A 22,268-nucleotide genomic window follows, 5' to 3' on the forward strand; every position below is an offset into this window, starting at 1 on the left:
GCCCAGCCGGTGCAGCTCGAGCGCCAGGACCAGGCCGCCGATGCCGGCGCCGACGACCGCCACCCGGGTGTCCGCGCCGGGCCCCGTGGCCGCGGCGCTCTCGTCCGGACGTGTCATGGCCTGCTCTCCTCGCCCGCGGCGGGTGCCCTGTCCTCGTGGTCCCGTGGGAATCCACGCCGGGCAGGTGCTGCGCAGGCCGGGACTGGTCAGCCGCCCTTTCTGACCTGCAGAACGAACCGGAGCTGCCGCCGTACGCCGTCGCGTCCGTCTCCAGCGCCCTGCGGCTGCTCCTGCTGCTCCGCGACCAGGACTCCCTCCGCGTGACGGCAAGGTCCTCCTCGCCGCCGCCGGCACGGAGGCGGCCCGGGCCCTGCTCGACACGGGGCTCCCCCGCATGACCGAGCGCACCACCGCGAGCGCGAGGATCCTGCGGGAGGAGCTGGCGGACATCCGTCGGTCCGGCTGCGCGCTCGACCTCGGTGAGAGCCTCGATGGGCTGCACGCCGCGGCGGCGCCCGTTCTCGACGCCGAGGGGAGGACCGTGGCGGCGCTGGCCGTGGGCGTCCCGGCCGATCGGGGCGGCATCTCCTGCCTGCGACGCCACGTCCGTGCGCTGCAGGAGACCGCCGGTCAGGTCGGCGGCCTGCTCTGATCGACGGCGAGCAGGCCGACGGCGAACCGGACCCGCCTGCTCCCCTCCACTTCCAAGCTACAGCGGCCCGGGGGGCTTGTGGCAAGACCCCCTGCGCGCCGCAGAATGCTCGGGCCGGGAGCGGGACCTGCGGACCGAGGAGCAGCAGATGGACGAGCACGAGGTGGTGGTCGTCGGTGGAGGACCGACAGGACTGATGCTGGCGGGCGAGCTGGCGCTGGCGGGGGTCGACGTCGTCGTCCTCGAACGGCGGGCCGGTCAGGACCTCGTCGGCTCGCGCGCCGGCGGGCTGCACGCGCGGAGCATCGAGGTTCTCGACCAGCGCGGCATCGCCGGCCGGTTCCTCGCGGAGGGAACGACGGCGCAGGTCGCCGGGTTCGCCGGCGTTCCGCTGGACATCGGCGACTTCCCCACCCGCCATCCCTACGGGCTGGCGCTGTGGCAGAACCACATCGAGCGGCTGCTGGCGGGCTGGGTCCGTGACCTGGGGGTGCCGGTCCGCTACGGGCACGAGGTGACGGGCGTCGCCCAGGACGGCACCGGCGCCGACGTGGAACTGTCCGACGGCCGGCGGCTGCGGGCCCTCTACCTCGTGGGGTGCGACGGAGGACGAAGCCGGATCCGCAGGGCGGCGGGGATCGAGTTCCCGGGGTGGGATCCGACGACCAGCAGCCTGCTCGCCGAGGTCGAGCTCGCCGAGGAGCCGGAGTGGGGCATCCACCAGGACGCCGTCGGCAAGCATGCCTTTCGCCGGCCCGAGGACGGAGGGCCGGCGGGGGTCATGGTGACCGAGCAGCACGTCGGGCCCGGGCGCGAGCCCACCCTGCGCGATCTCAGCGAGGCGCTGATCGCGGTGTACGGGACGGACTACGGGGTGCACGGTCCCCGCTGGATCTCCCGGTTCACCGACACGACCCGGCAGGCCGCGTCCTACCGGGAAGGACGGGTCCTGCTGGCCGGCGACGCCGCGCACGTGCACGCCCCGGACGGCGGACAGGGCCTCAACACCGGGGTGCAGGACGCGGTGAACCTCGGTTGGAAGCTGGCCCGGGTGGTCGCGGGGACCTCGCCGGAGAACCTGCTGGACAGCTACCACGCCGAGCGCCACCCGGTGGCCGCGCGCGTGCTGCGCCTGACGATGGCCCAGGTCGCGCTGCGCCGCCCGGACGATCGCACCCGGGCCGTGGGCGAGACGGTCGCCGAGCTGCTGGGCATGGACGAGCCACGGCGGCGCTGGGCCGGGATGATGTCCGGTCTGGACATCCACTACGACCTCGGCGCGGGACACCCCCTGCTGGGACGGCGCATGCCCGATCTGGACCTCCGCACGGCCGGTGGTCCGACCCGGGTGTACTCCTTCCTGCACGAGGCCCGGCCCGTGCTCCTCGACCTCGGTGACGGGAGCGGTGTCGACGTCGGGCCCTGGGCGGAGCGTGTCCAGCTGGTCACCGCTGAGTACGCCGGTGCCTGGGAGCTGCCGGTGCTCGGCACCGTCCCCGCGCCCACGATGGTGCTGGTCCGGCCGGACGGACATGTGGCCTGGACGGGCGACGGAGACCGCTCAGGGCTCGAGGACGCGCTCAGCACGTGGTTCGGCCCTCTCCCCGGGGCCCCTGTTCTCAGCGGAGGTCGAACCGGTCGAGCTCCATGACCTTGGTCCACGCGGTGACGAAGTCGCGCACGAACTTCTCCTGGGCGTCCGCACTGGCGTAGACCTCCGAGATCGCCCGCAGCTGGGAGTGCGAGCCGAAGACCAGGTCGGCCGCGGTGGCCGTCCACCTGAGCTCGTCCGTGGCGAGATCGCGGATCTCGAAGACGTCCTCCGCCGACCCGGACGGCCTCCACTCCGTGCCGGCCGCGAGGAGATTGACGAAGAAGTCGTTGGTCAGTGCCTCCTTGCGGTCGGTGAGGACACCGTGCTCCGTCTGCCCGTGGTTCGTTCCCAGGCTCCGCATGCCGCCCACCAGGACCGTCATCTCCGGGGCGGTGAGGTTCAGCATGTAGGCGCGGTCGAGGAGCAGCGTCTCGGGCGAGAGCTGCACGTCGGACTTCACGAAGTTCCGGAAGCCGTCGGCCTGCGGCTCGAGCACGGCGAAGGATTCGACGTCGGTCTGCTCCTGCGTGGCGTCCGTGCGCCCGGGCCGGAACGGGACCTGGATCCGGTGCCCGGCGTTCCGGGCCGCCTGTTCGACGGCCGCGCAGCCGCCGAGGACGATCAGGTCGGCCAGCGAGACCTTCTTGCCGTCCGAGCGGGCGCCGTTGAAGTCCTGCTGGACCTGCTCGAGAACGCGCAGCGCCTCGGCCAGCCGCTCCGGCTCGTTGGCCTCCCAGCCGCGCTGCGGCTCGAGGCGGATGCGGGCGCCGTTGGCCCCGCCCCGGTTGTCGGTGCCACGGAAGCCGGCCGCCGAGGCCCACGCGGTGGAGGCCAGCTGCGACACGGTCAGCCCCGAGCCGAGGAGCGTCTCCTTCAGGGTGGCGACCTCGTCGTCCCCGATCAGGTCGTGGTCGACCGCCGGGACCGGGTCCTGCCACAGCTGCGGCTCCGGCACCCACGGTCCCAGGTAGCGGGTGACCGGGCCCATGTCGCGGTGCAGCAGCTTGTACCAGGCCTTGGCGAACGCCTGGGCGAACTCGTCCGGGTGCTCGTGGAACCGCCGCGAGATCTTCTCGTACTCCGGGTCCGCCCGGAGCGCGAGATCGGTGGTCAGCATCGTCGGCCGGTGCTTCTTGTCCGGGTCGAAGGCGTCCGGGACGTTCTCGTCGGCGTCCTTGGCGACCCACTGGTGCGCCCCGGCGGGGCTCTCGGTCAGCTCCCACTCGTGGTCGAAGAGGTTGCCGAAGAAGCCGTTGCCCCACTGGGTCGGGGTGCTGGTCCAGGTCACCTCCAGGCCGCTGGTGATCGTGTCCGCGCCCTTGCCCGTCCCGTAGGTGCTCCTCCAGCCCAGGCCCTGGCCCGTGACCGGGCAGGCCTCGGGCTCGGGACCCACGTGGTCGGCGGGACCGGCGCCGTGGGTCTTGCCGAAGGAGTGCCCGCCAGCGATCAGCGCGACCGTCTCCTCGTCGTTCATCGCCATGCGGGCGAACGTCTCGCGGATGTCCCTCGCGGACGCGATCGGGTCGGGGTTGCCGTTGGGGCCCTCCGGATTGACGTAGATCAGCCCCATCTGCACCGCGGCCAGCGCGCCCGTGAGCTCGCGGTCGCCGGCGTAGCGCTCGTCGCCGAGCCAGGTGTCCTCCGGGCCCCAGAACATCTCCTCGGGCTCCCAGACGTCCTCGCGGCCGAAGCCGAAGCCGAACGTCTTGAAACCCATCGACTCGAGGGCGACGTTCCCGGCGAGCACCAGCAGGTCGGCCCACGAGATCTTCCGGCCGTACTTCTGCTTGACCGGCCACAGCAGGCGCCGGGCCTTGTCCAGGTTGGCGTTGTCCGGCCAGCTGTTGAGCGGGGCGAAGCGCTGGGCGCCCTCCCCGGCGCCCCCGCGGCCGTCCGCGGTCCGATAGGTGCCGGCCGAGTGCCAGCTCATCCGGATGAACAGGCCTCCGTAGTGCCCGAAGTCGGCCGGCCACCAGTCCTGCGAGGTGGTCATGAGCTCGGTCAGGTCTCTCTTGAGCTCCTCGACGTCGAGCGTCGCGAACTCGCTCGCGTAGTCGAAGTCGGGGCCCAGCGGGTCGGTCGTGGTCGAGTGCTTCCGCAGGACGTTGAGGTCCAGCTGGTTGGGCCACCAGTCCTGGACCGTGCGCGGCTGACCGGTCTTGGGGGTGGGTGCGTCGATCGCCGGGTTCTCGCTCTCGCTGCCGTGCACGGGAGCATCAGGTGTCGGGGACATGGGTCTTCCTTCCAGGATGGCGGTGCCGGTCCGGAGCCGGTCCCGCGGCAGAGGATTCGCTCCCCGTGGACGGCCCGGATGCGTCGGCGGACACGACGTGGGCGCCGGACGCTGTCGGGCGCGAGGTGACGCCGGCCGACCACCGGAGGGCGTGGTGCGCGGCCCGGGGCGGCAGAGCGCGGAGAGCAGGTCGGACGCCGCGGTCGAGCGGGGCCGTGGCGGCGTGCGGCTGCACGGCCTTCGGGACCGCCGGCGGAGTCGGGTCGACCCGCTGGGCGGTGCTCCGAGGGAGCTGCTGGGAATCCAGCTGTGCGTCCACCCCTCAAAGTCTCGTGGCCGGTCCGGAGCCCGTCAAGGATCCGCGGTTCCCGAGACCGGCTGCGTCGACACCGGCGCGCGTGCCCCTTTCCGCCGGACGTCCGGTCCGGAGCAACCGGAGCCGTGAACGGTCCGGGACCGCCGATGCCGTTCGCCGGGAGACTTCCGTAGCGGCTCGGTCCTTCACCGCGGTGGGGCGAGAGGCTCGTCGACGGTGTGGATCTCGTTCCTGAGGCTGCTGCCTCCGGCGCCGTCCCACGGGGTGAGGTCCAACGGGGTGACGTCCACGACGATGCCCGTCCGCACGTCGAGATGGCCGCTGTCCGCCGGGGCAGCGCGCCGCCGGTCACGGTCGGGTCCTCGGGACCGTCCTCGGGAATCCGGCCGGCGGCGCTGTCCAGCAGCGGGCGGTGACCACACCGTGACAGGTAGCCGTTGTCCCACTCGTCGCCGTGCAGCGAAGGAGTTGCCGCGCAGGGGACCGGGTGGAGCGCAGGCCGGGCTACCAGCACATGATGGCGGTGTCTCCGGACTGTCCTGCCCACGCGAGCCTGACGCGCACGACGTACCGCCTCCCCCGGAAGAGCTTCGCCGTCAGGCTGGAGTTGCGGTCCTCCCCGCTGTCCTCGTCGCCGGCGAGGAAGCGCAGCTCTCCGTCGACCTCCTCGAACAGCACCAAGGTGGTGTCGGCCGTCCCGAAGGTGGCGACCTGGTACTTCCGCGACGCGTCGGGAATGATCCCGAAGTCCGCCTGCTGCCCCGGATCCAGGGTCAGGGGCGTGGACCGGAAGGGTTCGAGGGTCGGGAGCACGTCCGGCAGGACCGGGTAGAACTTCCGCGCCCATTCCGTGTCCTTGGCGGACAGGCCGCCCGGTGGACTGATTCCGGGCTGGTAGCGGGCGGGCTCCTTGATGAGCCCCTCGGGGAAGGAGTACTGCATGACCGAGTCGGGATCCCAGGTCGAGCCCTCCACCTCGTCCTGTCCCAGCTTGCGGAGGACGTTGTGGTGCGTCGTCTCCGACGACCAGTGGTTGGGTGCTCCGGCGAAGAACTCGTAGACCCTGGCCTCGTCCCACACGATTCCGGCGAACGGGTTCTGGTGCTCGTGGGGCAGGCCCATCGTGTGGCCGATCTCGTGCAACGCCGTCGTGCGGCCGTACGCATCCGTCAGGTCCCAGCCGAAGTTCATGGTCGCGTCCTGCGCGCCGATGCTCAGGACGTCCCGTCCCAGGAACGACCACGACCCGCCGGCCTGGTCGAAGGAGATCCGGACCTCCGCCTCCCCCGGCTCGTCCACCTCCCGGAACTCGAGGCCGATCCCCAGGTCCTTCCATTCCTGGAACGCGCCCCGCGCAGCGTGGCGCTGGGGCTCGGGTCCCTCCAGGAACGCGTAGTGGAGGACTGTTCCGTTGACCCATTTCTGGGCCATCACCCGTACGAGTCGCTGCCTGACGCCCACCAGCCCGTCGGGCAGAGGACGCACAATACGAGGCTTGACCGCGCAATAAGGACGAACTGGAGAATTTGCCATTTCCGACTCCTGACGAACACCGGTCGATCGATCTCGGGCACGGCTCCCGGCAGGAAAGGCAGTTCACGACACCGCAGGAACCAGGTGGACGATGCCGCCCCCCTCACGCGAGCAGTTCCCACCGACCGGGCGCGTTCCCCCGGTGTCGGTGCGACTTTCCGTCTCACCGGGAATATTCAGCGTCTGACCTGCGCCGACATCGTTCCTGTAGGACCGGTGCCGACGGTGCAGGACGACCCCCGGCCTCCATCGCCTGTCGCCGCGTCCGGGAAGGACCGTCGAAGTGATATGCATCGACGGAACCACGTGCGAGGCCGCCCTTCCAAGACGGTGACCGTTCCTGTGCTGCGGCTGTAACCATGTGACACCAACATGAAGGGCCCCTGTGCCGACGTTCGTGGTTCGGCCGGAACACGTTTCCCTGTGCTGCCGGAAAGACGAGAAATTCCTGTTCCTGCAGATCGTCCCCGGGTGATTTCTTTCTCGTCACACGGGATCCGATACCGCTCGACGGTTCCGTGTCCACCAGTCATTTGCTCTACTGGTTCCAGCAGACCAACATGCCTGAGGGGCGTGGGCAGCATGGAACAGTATGCCGATCTGGTGCTGGAGGGCGGGGGCGTCAAGGGCATCGCCCTGGTCGGGGCCATCGAGGTCCTCGAGGAGCGCGGCTACCGCTTCAAACGGGTCGCCGGCACCTCTGCCGGGGCCATCGTCGGCGCCCTCGTCGCCGCCGGAGCCCCGGCGAAGAAGCTGGTGGACATCATCGGTTCCGTCCAGTACCCGGATTTCCGCGACGGCTCCTATTACACGAGGTACACACCGGGCAAGGCCGCCAGCATCCTGGCCCGCAACGGCATCTACCTCGGCGAGCACCTCCGGTCCTGGCTGCAGTCCCAGCTCGACGAGTACGGGGTGCGGACCTTCGCCGACCTGCCCTACGGCGACGACGAACGGCCCCCCGCCCCGGGGCGGGCCTTCCGGCTGGTGGTCACCGCCTCGGACATCAGCAGGGGCAGGTTGCGCTACCTGCCCTGGGACTACGACGACTTCGGCCGTGACCGGGGCGCCCAGCACGTGGTCGAGGCGGTCCGGGCGTCGATGTCCATTCCGTTCTTCTACCGTCCCGTCCGCTGGGACACCGCCGACGGCAGGAGGACGTGGCTGGTCGACGGCGGAATGCTCTCGAACTATCCCATCAGCGTCTTCGACGCCCCGGCGGGGACGGCCCCGCGCTGGCCCACCCTGGGCATCAAGCTCTCGGCCCACCCGGACGCGGTCCAGGGCACCAAGTACCCGATCAAGGGGCCCGTGAGCATGAGCCGGGCCATGCTCAAGACCATGACCGGGTTCTACGACCAGATGCACATCGAGTCCCCCGACGCCCAGGCCCGCACCATCTTCGTCGACACCGGCGCCATCCGCGCCACCGACTTCAACCTCACCGACGCCGACCGGGACTTCCTCTACCAGAACGGACGCAAGGCCGCCGAGAAGTTCCTCGACGGCTCAGCCCACCGTCCGCCGTGGGACTTCAGCGGCTACATCGCCGAACACCGCTGACGCCTCGTCGGGTCCACCAGCCCTGCCGAGCCCGCCGGCCCCCGCCCTCGCTCCTCGTCAGGATGGGGACGCGGGGACGCCGGGTCCGGCGTCCCCGGCCTCCCCCGCGGCCACGCGCGCGTACGACGCCGAGACCCGGCGGTAGACCGGGGTCAGGAAGGCCAGCAGCGCCGCCGCGACCATGATGATCCCGGCCACCAGGAACACCAGGGCGATGCCGCGGGAGGTGCCCTCGCCCAGCAACGGGGCCAGCTGGGCGGCGCCCTCGGCGGACCGCGCGTACGGGATGATCCAGACCTGGGCGACCGGCGCGATGAGGAACGCGGTGATCGGTGCCGCCGCGGACTCGAACGCCATGGCGAATCCGAACACCCGGCCCTGCCGCTCGAGCGGCACGACCCGCTGGATGACCGTCTGTTCGGCCGCCTCCACGAAGGGGACGAGCACCAGGTAGAGCCAGATGCCGAGGACATACAGCCAGGCCCACTCCCGCACGGTGAACACCGCGCCGAGCACGCCCATGGCGATCACCGCGAGCAGCATGGTGCGCAGCGGATTGGGTCCGAGCCCGAACTTGCCGATCAGCGCCCCACCGACGATGAATCCGGTGGCGCCGAGCGCGAAGACCGTTCCCCAGATCTCCACGGGGAACATCTCCAGTCCGTATGGGTCCATCAGCGCCATGTAGACGCCGCCGATGAAGTTGTTGAACGTCGAGAACAGGATCAGGGCGAACAGCCCGGACACGGCCAGCACGGCGGCGAAGGCTCCTCGCAGGTCGAAGCCGCCGTGGGCGTCCGTGGCCGCGGCGCGCACCTCCTCGGGCATGCGCAGCGTCAAGAGGTGCACGAAGGCCGCAGCCGTGAGCACCACGGCGGCCACGACCGTCCAGCCCATGCCCAGCAGTCCGACCGACAGGCCGGAGAGGACCGAGGTGACGATGAACATCACACCCTGCACCATGCCCACCAGCCCGTTGGCGTTGGCGCGCCGGTCCGGTTCGATGAGGATCGTGACCGTGGTGGACAGGGCGATGTTGCGCATGTTCTCCACCACCGCCCCGATCAGGACGACCAGGGCGAAGACCCAGATCCACGGCCGGGTCAGGTCCGCCATCGCGGCCGCCGGGGCGAGGAGGAACAGGACCCCGGCCAGCACGAACATCACCAGGGTGAAGGCCGCGGCGAAGCGCATCACGGCGAGCTTGCGGTAGCGGTCCACGAACGTGCCGAAGCTGATGCTGGAGATGGCGATCAGCAGCATGTAGGCGCCGCCGACCACTCCGGTGGCGATCACGTTGCGCGTCTCCAGGTACACCCAGAACGTCAGGGCGAACCAGAGGAAGCTGGTCGTGATGTTGGCGAGCGCGGTGTTCACCAGGATCCCGGCGAAGGTGCGGGACCGCTGCGCCGGACTGCGCAGGGACGTGTCGACCACGTCGGGATCGGCCAGGCCCGGGGCCCCGCCGTCGTCGATCGGAGCGGACGTGACGGTCGCGTCCGCGGGAAGTGCCGCACGGCCGACGGGAGCCGCAGCGGCCCGGGACAGGCCCGGTTCCTGCTCGTTCATGCGGCTCAGTGTAGTGACGGTCGCGGACACGCCAACGGCCTGGTCGCCGGCTCGGACCACCGGGCAGAACGAGCTGGTGCCCGGCGTGCCACAGCAGTTCCCGCAGCGGTCCAGCACACCGACGACGCCGGTCGGGCCCACCTCGACGAGGAGTGCGAGAACTCGGTTCCCTCGTCGGAACGTGCGCCGCCGGGACCCTCGCCACTTGTCGCTCTCCACGTGGGGAAGGACGCGCCTTCCCGCCCGGTAGGGTGATTCGGGGCTCAAGGACTCCGGCGTGGACCGGAGCTGTCCGGTCGAATTCTTCTCCCCCTTCAGCCGGCTCCTGTCCGCCCGGGAGGCCCGGCCTCCCGGCACCGCACGACGATCCCGCCGATCAACAGCCCTGCGCCCCTTCCCCCCAGGTGCCACCGCGTGCACATGACCGATCTCTCGAGGAAATAGATGAGTCACCAGAACGAAACAGATTTCGCGGCCCACGAAGCCCGCGCGGACGACGACGGCGGGGCACCCGCCAAGTGGAAGATCGTGGGACCCGGCCTGGTGGTCGCGGCCACCGGCGTGGGCGCCGCCGACATGGTCGCCACGCTGGTGGCCGGCTCCCGGTACGGGTACGGCCTGCTGTGGGCCGTGGTTCTCGGAGTGGTCCTCAAGATCATCCTCGTGGAGGGCGCCGGACGCTTCACCCTGGCCACCGGCCGGACCATCTTCGAGGGCTGGCGGTCCTTGGGCCGGTGGACCACCTGGTACTTCGGCCCGTACATCATGATCTGGGGCTTCGTCTACGGAGCCACAGCGATGTCGTCCGCGGCCCTTCCCCTCGCCGCGGTCTTCCCCGTCCTGCCGCTCTGGGCCTGGGCCGTCGTCATGGGTCTCCTCGGCTTCGTCATGGTCTGGTTCGGGAGGTACTCCACCTTCGAGAAGATCACCGCCGCACTGGTCGGCCTGATGTTCGTCACCGTCGTCGGGCTGGCCGTCATCGCGACCCCCAACATCCCCGAGATGCTCAAGGGTCTCGTGCCGATCATCCCGGAGGGCGGCGTGCTCTACACCCTGGCGCTGGCCGGGGGCGTGGGCGGTACCATCACGCTGGCCGCCTATGGCTACTGGCTGAGGGAGAAGGGCTGGTTCACCCCCAAGTGGATGCGCGTCATGCGGATCGACAACTCCATGGCCTACGTCGTCACGGGCATCTTCGTCATCGCCATGCTGATCGTCGGCGCCGAGGTGGTCCGCTCCGCCGGCCTGGCACTCAGCTCCGGCGACGAGGGTCTCCTCGACCTCTACGCCGTACTGCGAGCCGAGTACGGGGACGTGGTCGGCACCGGGTTCCTCATCGGCTTCTGGGCCGCGTCCTTCTCCTCGATCATCGGTGTCTGGAACGGTGTCTCCCTCATGTTCGCCGACTTCTGGGGCAACGTCCGCGGCAAGGAGTCCGGCCACCCCGACACCCGCGTCGGCGGGAAGTACTTCCGCTTCTACGTGCTGTGGCTGACGTTCCCGCCCATGATCCTTTTCGCCCTCGGCCAGCCGATCGGCCTGATCCTGGTCTACGGCATGCTCGGCTCGCTCTTCATGCCCTTCCTCGCCCTCACGCTGCTGGGGTTGCTCAACGGCAAGCGGATCCCGAAGAAGTGGGCCAACAGGCTGCACACCAACATCGCCCTGGGAATCACGGCACTTCTGTTCGCCGTCCTGGGCGTACAGCAGCTGGTCAAGACCCTCGCACCCGTCCTCGGCGGCTGAGGCGCAGGCCGTGGATCTGCTCTGCCGGACGGTCGTGCCGCACCACGCGGCCCCGTCTCGACAGCCCATCCCGGATCCACGCCGACAGGAACGACCCCGTGGCGGTGCAGGAGTGGCCTGCACCGCCACGGGCGTGAAACCCCTCTGCATCCGCGCGCCGCGACACCGTACTCCGGTTTCCAGGCGTGACTCCCGGCCGCGCGCACGAAGAGCATCAGCCGGTGGGGTGTCTGTCGGTGCGGATGAGCAGGGTGGGGACAGCGGCCAGGGTCACGATCACGGCGCCGAGCACCAGGGCGGGGGCGTATCCGCCGCCCAGCAGGGGCGCTGCGGCCAGCGGCCCGAGGATCTGCCCGATGCTGAAGGCGATGGTGAGGATGGCTGCCGAGCGCGGAATGCCCATGCGGGCCCCGGTGCCCATGCCCAGGGAGACGATGCCCAGGAAGGTCCCCCCGAACACGATCCCGGCGAGCAGCGCCACGCCGCTGCCGGAGAACACCGCGGGCAGCAGCATGCCGACGGCCTGGACCAGCAGCGCCGTGCGCAGCACCGTGGCCGGGAGGAACGAGGAGGCCAAGCGGGCGTACAGCGCCGAGGAGGGCAGTGCCGCGAGGCCCACGACCACCCAGGCGCTGCTGCCGATCCACCCCGGGGAGGTGGCACGGATCGCGGCCACCAGGAACGTCCCGGCGATGATGTAGCCGGCGCCTTCCAGGAGGTAGCTGACCACGAGCGCCACGAACGAGCGACGGACACCCGGACGCGCCCGGACCGGGGAACCGAAGCCGGTTCGCGACGCCGGGGCCGGGACGGGGCCCGGAGCGCGGCCCACCGGCAGGACCCAGGCGACCGCGCCCAGCACCGCGGCGGCCCCCGCGCAGGCCCACCAGGCCGTGTTCCAGGTCCCGGCGCGTTCCAGGGCCAGCACGAGCGCCCCGGACAGCGCGATGCCCGCACCGATGCCGCCGTAGACCCAGCCGCCACTGCGCGCTCCTCCGTGCGACAGCCGTGCGGCCACGACCCCGGCCACGGCGATGAACACCACGGCGCTGGCCACCCCGGAGCAGAGCCGGGCCAGAGCCCATGCCGGCACGGAGGTGGTTGCGGCCATGGCGGCCAGACTCGCGGTCTGGACGACCAGCCCGACCCGGAACGCCAGGACCGACGAGGTCACTGCCGGGCGCACCAGCGCCAGCACCGCGCCCAGCAGATAGCCCAGGTAGTTGACGGTGGCCAGCTGGGCCCCCTGGGCCGGGGCCAGGCCGGCCTGGTCCTGCATCAGCGGCAGGATCGGGGTGAATCCGAACCGGCCCACCCCCATGGCCAGCGCCATCGCCGCGGCTCCAGGAACGACGACGGCCCACACCCACGGTGTCTTCTGCAGCACGGGCAGGATCTCCTCTCGTGGTGGAGCCGGGTCGGCTCGGCCTGCTCCGCGGGCATCCGGGCAGGAGTCGCGGTCAGCGCCGGACCGACCGTGGACCGGACCGGTCGGGGCAGCACCGACCGACCTCAGCATGGCATTTCCCCGGTGGGCACCGCGTGCCCGGCGCCCGGAGGCGTCCCGTCCGGGGTCCCGTTTCGGTCGGATCGTGCACCGAGAACTCGGTCCTTGTCGACTCCCGGGCGAGGTCAGCCATCCGGGCAGGCCTCCGCGGCACCACCGCCCTCGGCCTGGCGTGGAGATGGTGCCGGCGTCGTCGCTCACGAGGTGGTGCTGAGCCAGTCCTCGAAGCGGGTCGAGGCCTTCGTGAAGTCGCCCCGGGGCAGGAGCCCGCCCTGGCCCAGGGCGGTGAAGGACACCGGCACCCTGACCACTCTCCGGTGTCCTCCTCGACGCTCGTTCACCGCACGGGCCAGCTCCGCCATGTCCCGGATCTCGGGGCCGGCGATGACGGCGTCGGAAACGGACGTTTCGGCGTCCTCGTGCTCCACGGCACGGTCGGCCACGAAGGCGGCGGCCTCGTCGACGGCCAGCGGCCGGGAGCGCAGTCCGGGCACGAAGGAGAACGGACCGATGCGGGTCTGCGACAGGAGGGTCTCGGCCAGTTCGTACCACTGCGTCGAGGCGACGACCGCGACCGGGACCGGTCCGGCGCGATAGACCTGCTCCTGGGCGGCCTTGCCCGCGTAGTAGCCCATCCATCGGTGCACCTCAGGCAGCCGAGCGTTGACGATGGAGACGCACACGATCCGCGACACACCCGCCTGCTCGGACGCGGTCAGGACATGGCGTGCGGTGGTGGCGAAGAAGTCGACGGCGCGCTTCCGCGACAGCGTCGCCACGTTCAGGCAGTCCACCACTGTCGTGACTCCCGCGAGCGCAGCCTCGAAACCGTGACCGGACCAGACGTCCACGCCCTGCCGGCGCGAGATCTCGACGACGACGGCGCCGCGATCCCGGAGGTGCTGCACCACCGGCGCGCCCAGCTGCCCGGTGGCCCCCAGGACGGCCACCTTCAGGTTCTTGTCGTTGCCCTGCATCATCCACCACCTTTTCCCGCCCGGGACCGCCCTGGATTCCGCGGGCCCTCGGAGCTGATGGTATTTCCGCCGTGACCGAGAACTCCAGGGCCGCGCCCCGGGTGCACGACCTCACGATCGGGGACACGCCCGCGGTGGGCTCTCCGGGCCGGTGGCGGAGAGGACCACGGTGTCGCGCACGGTCCTGTCGAACCGCAGGTCGTGGTGGCCGCAGCGCCCCGTCCTGAGGTGTCCCCTGTGCCGCCATGGCGACGCGCGGACGGTGGTTGCGCCAGTTGATGCGCGGTTCCACGACGATGCACCGACCGGCGCGGGGACCACCGGGCGCTCCCGGCCCGCGGGTCACCGAATGCAGAGGATGCCGACTTCGGCGAGGAACGTTCCCAGGTCTTAGCCCGTCGGAGGTGGTGGGGAGAATCGGGTCATGACGGCGACGGCGCAGTGGCGGGCCCGGCCCTCGGTGGCCCCCGAGGGATCTCCGGCCGGGTCTGTGCTGCCGGAGAGGACGGGATCCGCGGCGCGGTGCGAGGTGGTGCGGGCCGCCGCCGCAGAGCTCGCGGAAGCCGCTGCCGCGGAGGCCCGGGCGGTGGGGGCACAGATGCGGTGCATCCACCGTCTGTGGCTGGCGGCGCAGGCGGCTCGCACGGCCGCCCGGTTCGAGGCGATGGCGCGGGCCGAGTTCGAGATGTCCTCCCAGAGATTCGTCCGTCCCGACCCGTTGGGCCCGTTGGCCGAGGCGGAGCACCAGCTGGTCGTGGACGTGGCGGCCGAGGTGGGGCCGGCCCTGCGACTGCCGTCCGGCACGGCCAGGCGGCGGGTGGAGGACGCCGTGGTCCTGGCAGAGATGCTGCCGGAGGTCCTGACGGCCCTGGAGGAGGGCCGGATCGGAGCCGCCCAGGCCACGGTGATGGTGGAGCAGTGGCGCGAGCTCATCGCACAGGCGCCGACCTGGACTCCCTGGCAGTGCGTCCCGCCGCCTGTCGAGGCCGTCTGCCGGCTGATCACCGAGCTGCTGGAGCGGGCGCCGCACGCCACGGCCGCGCAGCTGCGCGCGACGGCTCGCGCCCAGCGGGCCGTGCTCGTGGCCGACGCCGAGGAGCGCAGCCGGCGCACCGCGCGGAAGAACCGTGCGGTGTGGGTGGAGCCGGCCGCCGACGGGACGGCCTATCTGCACGCGCTGCTGGACGCGCACGTGGCGGTCGCCGTGCACGGCAGGCTCGAGGACCTGGTCGCCCTGCTGGGCGAGGACGTGCCCGCACCGGGCTCTCTCGGCCCCACCTGCCGGCCCCGGTCGGAGGGCCCGGAGGACGCGGAGCCGCGCTCGGCCGGAGAGCTGCGTGCCGACGTGCTGGCGGACCTGCTGCTGGACGGCGTCCTGCCGGACGCGCCGCGCTTCCCGCGCGGGGTCCGGGCACAGGTGAGCGTGACAGTGCCGGTGGCGTTGCTGGCCGGCGGAGGCGCCGGCGCGGACCCGGCCGCTTGCGGCGTCCCGATGCTGTCCGGTTTCGGCCCGATCAGCACGGAGGTGGCCCGGCAGCTGGCCGCCGGAGCCGGCGCCTGGCACCGGGTGCTGACCCATCCCGTGACGGGGGTGGTCCTCGACCACGACCGCACCGTCTACGCCGTGCCCCGGGACCTGCGGCGCCTGGTCGAGCTGCGCGACGACACCTGCCGCTTCCCGGGGTGCCGGCGCCGGGCCGAGGGCTGCGAGCTCGACCACACGGTGGCCTGGGCAGACGGCGGCACGACGGCCGAACACAATCTGGCCGCACTGTGCCGGCACCACCACCGGGTCAAGCACCGCGAGGGACACCTCGGGCGCTGGTCGGTGCGGCGGGTCATGGCCGGCACGGAGGACGGAACGGCCGGGACCCCGGCCGAGCGCGCCGCGGTGCTGGAGTGGACCTCGCCGGGCGGGCTCGTGCACCGGCCCGTGCCCGAGCACGTCGGTGGCTGGGGCGCCTTCGCTGACCGTAGGCCCCCGCCCGCCGTCGGACGGCCTGCCGGTGACCCACCACCCCTGGACCCGGTCGGCAGCGCGCCACCCGGCGGACCGGTCGACGATCCACCGCCCTTCTGAGGTGTGGCCGGTGGGAGACGCGAACCGGGTCGGCCCGGTCGGCGAGATGCTGGCTCCCTGAGGACCAGGACGGCCGTCACCGCGGGCGAAGGGTTGACGGCCGAAATCCGTGGCGAAAAGATGGTGCACCGCCGATGTCGCAGGAGCTCACCGAAGGACCACACCATGGGCATCATCCAGGTCGACCTCTTTCTCACCCTCGACGGCGTCTACCAGGCGCCCGGCGGACCCGACGAGGACCGTGCGGGCGGCTTCGAGTTCGGCGGCTGGCAGGGGGCGTACTTCGACGACGAATCGGGCGCGACGATCGGCGCCGGCATCGAGCGACTGGATGCGCTGCTGCTCGGTCGCAGGACGTACGACATCTTCGCCGCCTACTGGCCGCCCCACGGCGACGACGACCCGATCGCGTCGAAGTTCAACGCGGTGCCGAAGTTCGTCGTGTCGCGCACACTGTCCGACCCGTCGTGGGAGGGAACCACGGTGCTCACGGATGTCGCGACCGAGGTGCGAGCGCTCAAGGACCGTTTCGACGAGGTCCACGTCATCGGCAGTGGTGACCTGGTGACGACCCTGCTGAGTGAGGGTCTCGTCGACCGGCTGAACCTCATCATCTACCCGCTGGTCCTGGGCTCGGGCAAGCGCCTCTTCGGCGGCGGCACGGTCCCGGCCGCCTTCGTCCTGGTCGAGCCGCCGCGGGCGTTTCCGAGGGGAGCCATCTCGCTCGTGTACGAACCGGCCGGCGACCCGGTCACGGGCCTCGACATCTCGCAACCGTCACCGTAGGTGCCGGCCGATCGTCCGAAGACCGGGGTCCCGAGCTCTCGTGCGCGACGACGGCGGTCCGGCCCTGCGGGAATCCGGTCCAGTTGTCATGAAGTGCGCTTACGCAGGCCGCACGATACCGGGCGTCTCGCCATCTCCAATACGGGTAGATTTTTCCCTCGAGTTGTCAGCGTTCATCTACAGGCCTGACCGTTTCTGACTTCCTCGGCCGCTTCTGCCTCCACAGCACTGCCGTGACTGGATGGTGCTGCTTGCACCCGTCTGGAGCCCCTCCTCTGGTGCGCCACCGTGGAACCAGGGCCACCCGCTCTGAGCTGGTCCATCAACTCCGTACTTGCTGTTGCTCTGCGCCGACCCTGGGTGCAGACCCATCACCGAGCCACCCACTACGACGTCAGAGGAACCACCGGGCGGAACGGCACGGGCGCAGAGCAACAGCAAGTGAGGGACCCCCTCCTCAGGCGCGGTCGCCCAGCTCGACGATGTGCGCGGGGAGACGCTCATTGCTGCCGTACATGAAGTGGTTCTCCATCCGCTCGGAGAACCGGCTTGCTTCAGTCACACGCCCGACAGCTTCCGCGACCTCACGAATGTGCATCGGAGAGGCGCCGCAGCATACGCCGAGGTAGTGGACACCGAGTTCGAAGGCCTCTTCCGCAAAGCGCCTGATCTCGTACCGGTTGGTGGCGAGCGGGTCCAGCGCCGTCGGGAACGCCCGGTGGTGCGGAGAGGCGACGTGTGCCCGCGGGTCGCTGAGGTTGAAGAAGGTCGGCTCGCTGTTCGTCGTCCGATACGGCACCGGAAGCGCGGCGACGTGGCACGAGACCGCCTCACGGATCTGCCTCACCCACGGCATCATCGTCTCCGGGCCCCGGAAGCAGTTCATGCCCACGACATCGGCCCCGGCCTGCTCGAGGCGCTGTGCGGTTTCCACCACACCGATCCCGTCCGCCATCTCCTCGAAGGCCATCGGAGCGAGAGTGATGACGACGGGCAAACCGGACTTCTGTGCCACGTCGAGGGCGGCGAGTGCTTCGCCGGCGTAGTAGAAGGTCTCCCCGACGATCAGGTCGGCACCCTCCGCGACCGCCCACCCCACCATCTCCTCGAACATCGCCCGCACGCTGGCCTGGCTCTGCGGGTCGGACGGATCCCAGATGTTGGTGTTCGAGATGTTTCCCGCCATCAGGTCACCGGGACGGGCGTCGGCAACCTCTCGGGCGATCCGCAGTGCGGATCGATTGAGCGGTTCGAGCAGATCCTCCTTGCCGATGACTCGCATCTTCTCGCGGTGTCCGTTGTAGGTGAATGCCTCGACGATGTCCGATCCGGCGCGCTGGAAGTCCACGTGCAGCGCGCGCAGGGCTTCCGGGTACTCCAGCGCGACCTCGGGAACGAACTCGCCCGCGCTGAGGTATCCCCTCCGTTCCAGTTCGAACAGGAAGCCCTCTGCACAGATGACAGGACCTGCTGCCAGACGGTCGGTGAGCGTGGGTGTAGCGGCCATGCGGCCTCCTCGAATCTCGACTGAGTGAGACTGAACGAGCCGGCGCCGCTCTCAAGCGGCCCCGGCGTCGTGCAGCTAGACGGGAAGATACGCACCTGCCCGGTCTGTGGGCTACCGGCTGCCTTCCGCCGTCACATTTCGACACGGATCGTCGTTTTGCAGAACGCCCCGGAAAACCTCAGCCTGTAGATGTGGTCGTTCCGTGGCGGTCTTCTGTGATTTGCTTCGTGGCGGCGTCCACTCCGGCGAATGAAGGCAACTGCCGCACCCTCAGATGACATCCGACGGGGCGTGCCCGCAGGGCTGCCTGGAGGGATGTTGTTGTGCCCGCTCCCGACCCCCAAGAGTTCTGTCACGACATCCTGCTCGTTGCCCGCGGTCTCCCCCGACCCCTTGCCGCCCCTGCCCAACTCCCTTTCCGGGCGGGCCCCGCAGTGAGTACTCGACGAGGCCCTGGAGCGACAAGGCTTGTCCGCTCCGGCCGGTCACCGTCAGTGGCGCCGTCGGGCCGACGGAGGCGTGGATCGTGGTGCCACAGCCTCTACCTGGCGTTACTGGGAGAAGACTTCAGCCCCCAGGGCCCTTGAAGGCTCCCTTTCATTCCTTGGTAGGTCCACTCACCACCAACTAAAAATGGCCCGCTCGGTCCAGTAAGACCGAGCGAGCCGCAGACACTAGAAGGCGAGTTCTATATGTCCACGTCAAACACTACCCCACCACTGTCCTGATCTGTGAACCGTCACGGCTTCTCTGCCGTTTCATACGGGCTGCGCCGCAGGTGGTGGTGCAGTGATCTGATCGTAGTGGGCGGCCTCGAACTCGGCCGGTGGGACGTTGCCCAGGGTGGAGTGCAACCGGCGGTTGTTGTACCAGTCGATCCCGGCCATCGTGGCGTACTCGACGTCGCTGACGGTCTTCAGCGGTGCTTTCACGAACGAGCCCGGGCGGAGGCACTCGGTCATGTACAGGCCGATGATCGATTCCATGAGGCAGTTGTCGTAGGCGTCCCCGACCGAACCGATCGACGGGGCCATGCCCTCCAGGGCCAGGGGAAGCGGTGAAGCGCAGCGCGGTGTACTCGGATCCGGCGTCGTGGTGTTGGATCAGCCCCTCCGGCAGCACCAGCCCCTGGCGGGTCCGATCCCACCGGCCCATCCGCAGGCAAGTCAGCACCAGGTCCGTGGTGCGCGTGATGGCCGCGTTCCAGGACACGATCCGCTGGGCGAAGACATCGACGATGAACGCGACGTAGGCGAAGCCGGCCCACGTGCGCACGTCGGTGAAGTCCGCGACCCGAACCGTGTTCGGCGCCTCCGCGGTGAAGTTGGGATTGAGCAGGTCACCGGCCCTAGCCCCGTCGGCGGAGGGGACCGTGGTGCGCACCTGCCTGCCCCGCACCACCCCGGCCACCCCGAGCGCGCGCATCAACCGATCCACCGTGCAGTGCGCCACCGCCAGCCCGCACCGGCGCAGGTAAACCGTCATCTCCCGCCGGCCGTAGAGGCCCTCCGGGATGCCCACGGTCGCCAACAGCGCATCCATGAGGATCGCGCCGCTGACCGTGCGCGCGGCAGGCTGCCGACCGGGCTGCCTCCAGGACCGGTAGGTTCTCGCGGCGACCGGCACGCCCTGCTGACACAGGATCGCGCAGACCGACTCGAGATACGTAGCCTTCGGCCCTCATCTGGTCGATGAACCCGGCGATCAACGGTTGCGGGGATCGAGCTCCCCGATGCTCCTATGTCAAGCAGCAACCTCGAGAACTGGTTCCGGGCCGGGGCGATGCCTGAGGTCGATTGGTGACTCCTTGGCCTTCTCATCGGCGCGCAGGGCGGCGAAGACTCGGGCCGAGATCCGCCGTCGGAGCAGTCGCATCGCTTCGGTATGGGTCTTGCCGCGGGCCAATTGCTTGGCCACGTAGTCCGCTCCTTCGTAGCCAAGCCGTTGCTGAGTCACGGCGGCCATGTGCAGGGCGGTGTTGATCGTACGGTTGCCGCCGCGGTTGAGGCGGAACCGCTCGTGGTTGCCTGACCATACCGGGATCGGGGCGGTGCCGTTGAACCGGGCGAAGGCGTCCTTGGAGTGGAAGCGCGCCGCCCCGGCAGTCTCCCCGACGATCGTCGCGGCACCGAGCACTCCGAGGCCGGGTACCGCCAGCAGACTCGGGTACTCGGTGCGCACCAGTCGCCCCAGCCGCGCCTCGAGCTCGTTGATCCGCCGGGTCAGCCCGGTGATCTCGCTGATCATGTCCCCGGCGATCTCGGCCACCACCCCCTCCTTGCCGGCCAGCTGCTCTTGCAGGGAGTCCAGGATGCAGTAGCGGCGCAAGGCCCGGGAGGGAACCTCGATGGCCGGGTCGATCTCGTGCAGGAACCATAGCAGTTTCGACTGCAGGGCCGAGCGCCGGGCGACCATGGATCGGCGGTGGTCGGCCAGCAGCTTCAGATCGCGTTCCGGGCCGGCCAGCACCGCGGTCGGCAGCTTGTCCTCGCGCAGTGCGACGCGGGCGACGGCCTCAGCGTCGATCGGGTCGGACTTGCCGCGTTCCCTGGCCCCGCGGCGCATTCCGGCCATCAACCGGGTGTGCACCCGAACGACTAGATGGCCGGCCAGCAACAAGTCGACTTCCAAGGCGCGGGAGAGATGTCGGCAGTCCTCCACCGCTACCTTCACCGCGCCCTGGGAGCTCAACCATGCCAGGACCTTCTCGTGTCCGCTGGGCCGGGCCTCGACGGTGAGCTCCTGGAGTCTTCGCCCAAGCCCGTCCACGGCGACCAGGGTGTGGGTGTTCTTGTGGGTGTCGATACCCACGACTGTGACCATGGCTACCTCCGCGTGCTCCTCATGCCTGATCGAAAGGCAGGACGAGCCCCCGGCGGGCACGCCTCAATCGGACGCCGAACAGCGCACGCTCCTGACTTGTCATGAATGGGTGGTGGCCGGCACTGGGGAGTCTGCAGCTTCGTAGTGTTGAGAGTGGCGGTCGGCGCTGGTCCGCAAGCTTCTTGTCGCCCCTGGAAGGGGGCTGGCTCATTGATAGGGTGCCCGGCCGGCCGCCACCTGCCCTGGGTGTGGTTCGACAGAGGCGTGCAGGTGGATTGAAGTCAGAGTGCCCACCGAGGGAGCTTCATATCCCTGCCAGTGGAAGCAGTCTGCCATGACGATCATCGGGATCGATCCGCACAAGTCCTCGCTCACCGCCGTAGCCCTTGAGGCTGATGGAACTACCCGTGCCACGCGGCGCTTCGCCGTGACCAAGGGCACCGGCCCGGCCGTGCTGGCCTGGGCCTCCCAGTTCGACCAGACGTTGTTCGCCGTCGAAGGCGCAAAAGGCCTGGGCCGGGGCATCTCCCAGTACCTCATCAGCCAGGGCCACGAGGTCATCGATGTTCCCTCGACCCTGTCGATGAAGGCCCGGGTGCTGCACACCGGCGGCGGGCGGAAGACCGATGCCGCTGACGCCCGGGCCGTAGGATGGGCCGCCCAACACCACGAGGGTCTGCGGCGGGTGATGGCCGAGGACCATACCGAGATCCTGGACCTGCTCACTCACCAGCGTGACGCGCTCAAAGGTGAACGGACCCGGGCCCTGAACCGACTCCACGACCTGCTCCGAGATCTAATCCCCGGTGGCGTGCCCCGAGGCCTGAACCTCACCAAAGCGAAGGCGGCGGTGCGCACGGTGCGCCCGGCCACAGCCATCGCCCAGTGCCGGCGCGATCTGGCACGGGATCTGATCGGTGAGGTGGCCCGGCTGGAGAAGCTGATGGACGACTACGAGCAACGGATCGCCGAGGAGCTGCAGATCACCGGCACCTCTTTGATGGAGCTGCCGGGCATCAGCACCATCCAGGCCGGGAAGATTCTGGGCGAGGTCGGGGACGTGCGCCGGTTCCGCTCGGCCGGGCACTTCGCCAGTTACACCGGTGCCGCACCCCTGGACACCTCCAGCGGGGACAACATGCGGCAGCGTCTGAACCCCGGAGGCAATCGTCAGCTGAACTCGGTGCTGCACGTTATGGCGGTGTGTCAGATCAGCCATGCAGGCCTCGGTCGGGAGTACTACTTGAAGAAGATCCAGGAGGGCAAGACCCCGCGCGAGGCCCGCAGAGCCCTCAAACGTCGGCTGAGCAACGTCGTCTACCGCACCATGCTCAAGGACCTGACGGCCAACAAACCGGCCCTCCCTTGACACAGAGGCCCTA

14 protein-coding genes and 2 pseudogenes are annotated in these 22,268 nt (G+C 70.1%); 7 read left to right on the forward strand and 9 right to left on the reverse strand.

Going from position 1 to position 22,268, the window contains the following annotated elements:
* Window positions 1-337 precede the first annotated feature (337 nt).
* Window positions 338-652, forward strand: a pseudogene (locus ACH9D2_RS12585) (IclR family transcriptional regulator domain-containing protein); the annotation flags it as partial.
* A gap of 148 nt (window positions 653-800) precedes the next feature.
* Complete coding sequence (locus ACH9D2_RS12590) at window positions 801-2,303, forward strand: FAD-dependent monooxygenase (protein WP_396363147.1); 1,503 nt, start codon at window positions 801-803, stop codon at window positions 2,301-2,303.
* On the opposite strand, the gene katG is transcribed toward ACH9D2_RS12590, so the two are convergent.
* Window positions 2,272-4,479: a catalase/peroxidase HPI gene (gene katG / locus ACH9D2_RS12595; RefSeq protein ID WP_396363148.1), complete on the reverse strand. Its 2,208-nt coding sequence runs from the start codon at window positions 4,477-4,479 to the stop codon at window positions 2,272-2,274. The genes ACH9D2_RS12590 and katG overlap by 32 nt on opposite strands.
* 820 nt (window positions 4,480-5,299) lie before the next feature.
* Window positions 5,300-6,226, reverse strand: coding sequence for a M12 family metallopeptidase (locus ACH9D2_RS12600; protein WP_396363149.1), 927 nt, complete (start codon window positions 6,224-6,226; stop codon window positions 5,300-5,302).
* Between the two features lie 684 nt (window positions 6,227-6,910).
* Here ACH9D2_RS12600 and ACH9D2_RS12605 point away from each other — a divergent pair.
* A complete protein-coding gene (locus tag ACH9D2_RS12605) occupies window positions 6,911-7,891 on the forward strand; it encodes a patatin-like phospholipase family protein (protein WP_396363150.1) in 981 nt (326 codons plus the stop codon).
* A 57-nt stretch (window positions 7,892-7,948) separates the two neighbouring features.
* Here ACH9D2_RS12605 and ACH9D2_RS12610 read toward each other — a convergent pair whose 3' ends face one another.
* Entirely contained in the window at window positions 7,949-9,460 is a 1,512-nt protein-coding gene (locus ACH9D2_RS12610; protein WP_396363151.1) for an MFS transporter, read from the reverse strand.
* A 444-nt stretch (window positions 9,461-9,904) separates the two neighbouring features.
* Between ACH9D2_RS12610 and ACH9D2_RS12615 the strand changes: the two genes are divergently transcribed.
* Window positions 9,905-11,206, forward strand: coding sequence for an Nramp family divalent metal transporter (locus ACH9D2_RS12615; protein ID WP_396363152.1), 1,302 nt, complete (start codon window positions 9,905-9,907; stop codon window positions 11,204-11,206).
* A gap of 214 nt (window positions 11,207-11,420) precedes the next feature.
* Here ACH9D2_RS12615 and ACH9D2_RS12620 read toward each other — a convergent pair whose 3' ends face one another.
* Together ACH9D2_RS12620 and ACH9D2_RS12625 are read right to left on the reverse strand one after the other, a co-directional pair.
* Window positions 11,421-12,593 (reverse strand): YbfB/YjiJ family MFS transporter, encoded by a 1,173-nt coding sequence (locus tag ACH9D2_RS12620; RefSeq protein WP_396363153.1) that lies wholly within the window; start codon window positions 12,591-12,593, stop codon window positions 11,421-11,423.
* Window positions 12,594-12,910: 317 nt separating this feature from the next.
* On the reverse strand, window positions 12,911-13,693 hold the full coding sequence (locus ACH9D2_RS12625) for an SDR family oxidoreductase (RefSeq protein WP_396363154.1): 783 nt from the start codon (window positions 13,691-13,693) through the stop codon (window positions 12,911-12,913).
* A 421-nt stretch (window positions 13,694-14,114) separates the two neighbouring features.
* Here ACH9D2_RS12625 and ACH9D2_RS12630 point away from each other — a divergent pair, with 421 nt between their 5' ends.
* Both ACH9D2_RS12630 and ACH9D2_RS12635 read left to right on the forward strand, forming a co-directional pair.
* Window positions 14,115-15,770, forward strand: a complete 1,656-nt coding sequence (locus ACH9D2_RS12630; protein ID WP_396363155.1) for an HNH endonuclease signature motif containing protein — start codon at window positions 14,115-14,117, stop codon at window positions 15,768-15,770.
* A 165-nt stretch (window positions 15,771-15,935) separates the two neighbouring features.
* Entirely contained in the window at window positions 15,936-16,556 is a 621-nt protein-coding gene (locus tag ACH9D2_RS12635) for a dihydrofolate reductase family protein (RefSeq protein ID WP_396363156.1), read from the forward strand.
* A gap of 457 nt (window positions 16,557-17,013) precedes the next feature.
* Here the strand turns inward: ACH9D2_RS12635 and ACH9D2_RS12640 are convergent, their stop codons facing one another.
* From ACH9D2_RS12640 to ACH9D2_RS12655, 4 genes and pseudogenes are all read right to left on the reverse strand, one after another.
* Entirely contained in the window at window positions 17,014-18,063 is a 1,050-nt protein-coding gene (locus ACH9D2_RS12640) for a homocysteine S-methyltransferase family protein (RefSeq protein ID WP_396363157.1), read from the reverse strand.
* A gap of 758 nt (window positions 18,064-18,821) precedes the next feature.
* On the reverse strand, window positions 18,822-19,097 hold the full coding sequence (locus ACH9D2_RS12645) for an integrase core domain-containing protein (RefSeq protein WP_396363158.1): 276 nt from the start codon (window positions 19,095-19,097) through the stop codon (window positions 18,822-18,824).
* Window positions 19,098-19,131: 34 nt separating this feature from the next.
* Window positions 19,132-19,605: pseudogene (locus tag ACH9D2_RS12650) on the reverse strand (DDE-type integrase/transposase/recombinase); the annotation flags it as partial.
* A gap of 201 nt (window positions 19,606-19,806) precedes the next feature.
* Complete coding sequence (locus ACH9D2_RS12655) at window positions 19,807-20,886, reverse strand: IS110 family RNA-guided transposase (RefSeq protein ID WP_396363159.1); 1,080 nt, start codon at window positions 20,884-20,886, stop codon at window positions 19,807-19,809.
* Between the two features lie 334 nt (window positions 20,887-21,220).
* Between ACH9D2_RS12655 and ACH9D2_RS12660 the strand changes: the two genes are divergently transcribed.
* Window positions 21,221-22,255: an IS110 family RNA-guided transposase gene (locus ACH9D2_RS12660; RefSeq protein ID WP_396361156.1), complete on the forward strand. Its 1,035-nt coding sequence runs from the start codon at window positions 21,221-21,223 to the stop codon at window positions 22,253-22,255.
* Window positions 22,256-22,268: the final 13 nt, after the last annotated feature.

This window comes from Kocuria rhizosphaericola (assembly GCF_044462205.1).
Lineage (GTDB): Bacteria > Actinomycetota > Actinomycetes > Actinomycetales > Micrococcaceae > Kocuria > Kocuria rhizosphaericola.

What these genes read in the sequence shown, in the direction of transcription:
- ACH9D2_RS12590 (WP_396363147.1), top strand. Translation starts at nt 801, where the DNA reads ATGGACGAGCACGAGGTGGTGGTCGTCGGTGGAGGACCGACAGGACTG.
- katG (WP_396363148.1), bottom strand. Translation starts at nt 4,479, where the DNA reads ATGTCCCCGACACCTGATGCTCCCGTGCACGGCAGCGAGAGCGAGAAC.
- ACH9D2_RS12600 (WP_396363149.1), bottom strand. Translation starts at nt 6,226, where the DNA reads ATGGCCCAGAAATGGGTCAACGGAACAGTCCTCCACTACGCGTTCCTG.
- ACH9D2_RS12605 (WP_396363150.1), top strand. Translation starts at nt 6,911, where the DNA reads ATGGAACAGTATGCCGATCTGGTGCTGGAGGGCGGGGGCGTCAAGGGC.
- ACH9D2_RS12610 (WP_396363151.1), bottom strand. Translation starts at nt 9,460, where the DNA reads ATGAACGAGCAGGAACCGGGCCTGTCCCGGGCCGCTGCGGCTCCCGTC.
- ACH9D2_RS12615 (WP_396363152.1), top strand. Translation starts at nt 9,905, where the DNA reads ATGAGTCACCAGAACGAAACAGATTTCGCGGCCCACGAAGCCCGCGCG.
- ACH9D2_RS12625 (WP_396363154.1), bottom strand. Translation starts at nt 13,693, where the DNA reads ATGATGCAGGGCAACGACAAGAACCTGAAGGTGGCCGTCCTGGGGGCC.
- ACH9D2_RS12630 (WP_396363155.1), top strand. Translation starts at nt 14,115, where the DNA reads ATGACGGCGACGGCGCAGTGGCGGGCCCGGCCCTCGGTGGCCCCCGAG.
- ACH9D2_RS12635 (WP_396363156.1), top strand. Translation starts at nt 15,936, where the DNA reads ATGGGCATCATCCAGGTCGACCTCTTTCTCACCCTCGACGGCGTCTAC.
- ACH9D2_RS12640 (WP_396363157.1), bottom strand. Translation starts at nt 18,063, where the DNA reads ATGGCCGCTACACCCACGCTCACCGACCGTCTGGCAGCAGGTCCTGTC.
- ACH9D2_RS12645 (WP_396363158.1), bottom strand. Translation starts at nt 19,097, where the DNA reads ATGGCCCCGTCGATCGGTTCGGTCGGGGACGCCTACGACAACTGCCTC.
- ACH9D2_RS12655 (WP_396363159.1), bottom strand. Translation starts at nt 20,886, where the DNA reads ATGGTCACAGTCGTGGGTATCGACACCCACAAGAACACCCACACCCTG.
- ACH9D2_RS12660 (WP_396361156.1), top strand. Translation starts at nt 21,221, where the DNA reads ATGACGATCATCGGGATCGATCCGCACAAGTCCTCGCTCACCGCCGTA.